The organism is Xanthovirga aplysinae (assembly GCF_009711365.1).
GTDB classification, from domain to species: Bacteria; Bacteroidota; Bacteroidia; order Cytophagales; family Cyclobacteriaceae; genus Xanthovirga; species Xanthovirga aplysinae.
Window position 1 is genome coordinate 1 of the sequence record NZ_SMMB01000642.1, and the last position, 2,969, is coordinate 2,969.

At 34.1% G+C, this 2,969-nt stretch carries 3 protein-coding genes; 1 reads left to right on the forward strand and 2 read right to left on the reverse strand.

The window, feature by feature from the left end:
* On the forward strand, positions 1–1,709 hold a 1,709-nt coding region (locus tag E1171_RS03625), incomplete at its 5' end, for a T9SS type A sorting domain-containing protein (protein WP_187696230.1).
* A gap of 231 nt (positions 1,710–1,940) precedes the next feature.
* Here the strand turns inward: E1171_RS03625 and E1171_RS03630 are convergent.
* Together E1171_RS03630 and E1171_RS03635 are read right to left on the reverse strand one after the other, a co-directional pair.
* Positions 1,941–2,330 carry a hypothetical protein gene (locus E1171_RS03630; RefSeq protein ID WP_155204176.1) on the reverse strand — a complete coding sequence of 130 codons (390 nt, stop codon included), beginning with the start codon at positions 2,328–2,330 and terminating at the stop codon, positions 1,941–1,943.
* A gap of 17 nt (positions 2,331–2,347) precedes the next feature.
* Complete coding sequence (locus E1171_RS03635; RefSeq protein ID WP_187696231.1) at positions 2,348–2,611, reverse strand: rod shape-determining protein; 264 nt, start codon at positions 2,609–2,611, stop codon at positions 2,348–2,350.
* Between the last annotated feature and the right edge of the window lie 358 nt (positions 2,612–2,969).

Below are 2,969 nucleotides of genomic sequence, written 5' to 3' on the forward strand. Positions count from 1 at the left end.
CTAATGCTGAATTCAATACCGCCTTAAAAAATATGATAAACAGTGCGGGTGAAATGACCATTGGCAATGGTAGCCTTCCAGATGTTCCGGATAGTTTGAATAATAACCTTGACCGAAATTGGATAAATAATACGGTATTCTCAACAGAAATAAGTAATATACTACATGATATTACCGAAAAATTTAGGCCTCAGGAATCTGTATACTTTGGGGAGAGTTGGCCTGGTGGTCCTCCGGAATTTGAAAAAGATAAATTATATCATTTCGGGGAAAGCTATCCTGTAGAAGAAAAAAGGCTACTTGCCTTATTTCGCTATTGGAATATCATTAATTATTTTTTTCCTTATAAAGATATTATGGACAATGACTGGGATGAGGTGTTAATGGAATTTATTCCCAAAATAGTGGAAGCAAGTGATGATACATCCTATCATTTAAACTTTAAGGAATTTACTACTCACATTGATGATTCCCACTCCTTTTTTAATAGTAGTACCTTTTGGGAGTGGAATGGACAAGCCTACCCTCCCTTTCAACTAAGGTTTATTGAAAATGAGACTGTGGTCACTCAGGTTTTAGAAGGAAAATCATCGGTAAAAGTTGGGGATGTTGTAAAGGAAATCGATGGATATGATATTTATGATTTAAGAGACAATTTAAGAAGATATGCAGAGGGTTCAAATGATGTCATTATAGAAAGGTCTATAAACAGTTTAATATCTTATGGAAATTTTGGAAGTTCTATAATTACAGTGGATGATGGGACGCAGATAAAGACGAAAGGTTTTGAAAGAAATTATTCAAATTATAGTGACCTGAGAGAGGCAGATAGGACAAAATGGAGGGTAATAAACGGGAAAAATAGTTGTAAGGTTGGAGTGATTAATATGGGGTTGTTAGAGAACTCCGATCTTCAACAGATGTTTATCGATTTATGGGATACTGATGCTATTATTTTTGATATTAGAAATTATCCTAATGGAACGCTTTGGAATATTGTGAATTATTTGTTTCCTGACCCCATTCCAATAGCTAATTTTACTACTCCGGATTACTCCTATCCGGGTCGTCTATTCTGGCATAAAGAATATATCGGTTCAGGTACCTCTTTCCCTTATGCTGGGAAGGTCCTGATTTTGTTTGATGAAAGAACCCAAAGTCAAGCAGAATATACCGTTATGGGATTGGAGCAATTTCCGGATGCCATTAAAGTTGGAAGTACTACCTCTGGTGCTGATGGGAATATAATGAAAATTTATTTGCCTGGAAAAATAATAGCTTATGCCACTTTCCTAGGTGTATTTTACCCAGACTATACCCCAACACAAAGGGTAGGGATTATTCCTGACGTGGAAGTTCATCCCACAATTTTAGGAATAAGGGACGGAGAGGATGAAGTTTTGAATACTGCTTTAAAAATTATTGATTGTGAGCCTTCTTTAATTACTCATATTGACGAAGAAGAGATGAATAAAAATATACTGTTTCCTAACCCTGTAGGCAACACTTTAAACTATGAATTAACACAAAAGCTGAACGGTAAAGATATCATCTTTCTAATAAGGGATACGCAAGGAAGGAACCTTCAAACCATAACAAAAAATACTTATTCAGGCGAAATTGATCTTTCAAAATTGAATAGTGGGATGTATTTTGTTAAAATTATGACTGATAATTTCAACCAAAGTAAGATTATTATCAAAAAGTAGATAAAGCCCGTAGGAGTCTAAAATTTAGCCCTTATGAGATGCTTTTACTGAGCAGTTCTATGCGAAGTTTTGCTTCTTCAAAGAAGCAGCACTTCTTTTTTTCTAAAATCCTTGATATAATTCTAAGAAAGGGTAAGTTTAAAATAGTAGGGCTATTTGTTTTCCTTTCTTAAAAGAAAACAAATAGCCTTGAGATAATTTACTCCAATTATTGGAGTAAGGGGCTCTTTTTTAGGCTATTAAGTGATTCCTAAATTTTTCAGGTGAAGCAATTACTTTACCTATGTCCTTTATATTATCCAATAATGGGTTTGAACTTACCCTATAATTCAATTTACTCTTTAAACTAAGACGGTTAAGTAAGCCTCCTATTTTTGTTCCTCCAACTGTAAAATAAATCCCATTGGCCCATATCTTATCTTTTCTTGGATGAGTATCGATTTTCTCCAAGAGTTCTAATAATTCATCTTCAAACATGAAGAAATACGGTTCCAAAAGTTTATGCAATTCCAGAGGGTTTATTTCAATCCCTTGAATTGAAATGGATGTTTGATCTTTAAGCTGATTAAACGATTGCAAAATTTGGTTTAAACTTTCCTCTTTGGCCTTTATTTTATGCATATGGAGAAGATGATTCCTTAAGACTCGTTGTAATTTCCAGGTACCAAGGAAATGATATCTTCAGAAATGGGTATTGCATTAGCAAAGATGGTGATTTCAATTTTACTTGCGCTAAAATCAATTAGTATGAAATCTATTTTCTCAAAAAAGATTCCCATTCCAATGGCAGCTGCTAAAGGTTGATAAATCATATTTACCTCTTTTGCACCAGCATGTTCAGCAGAATCTCGATCGGCTCTTTTTTCCACCTCCGTAGCGTTGATAGGAAGAGAAAAATATATTTTATAAGAAGAAGGGAATTAAGATTTCTCCTTACTATTACTTTTGATAGCCCCTCTAAAAAGATGCTCAAAATCATGGAAATCGGCAATCACTTTGTTGACAGGTTTTAGCACTTTGTGAGAGTCATTTTTAGTGATATTATTCCCTATTCCTGATATTTTCTTGGTGATCGGTTCAAAAGAGAGGGTAGCCTTTTCATTGAAGATGATTTGCTCGTGTTGGATAATTCTTTAATGCTCAATACCTGGGTCTATTCCCAGTATTGTACTTAAAAAGTCAAAAAATCCCGTGTATAAAATTGTATATAAAAATGGTTTTAAAACATAAGATGTCTTATGCCTGAATTTACCTTGATAA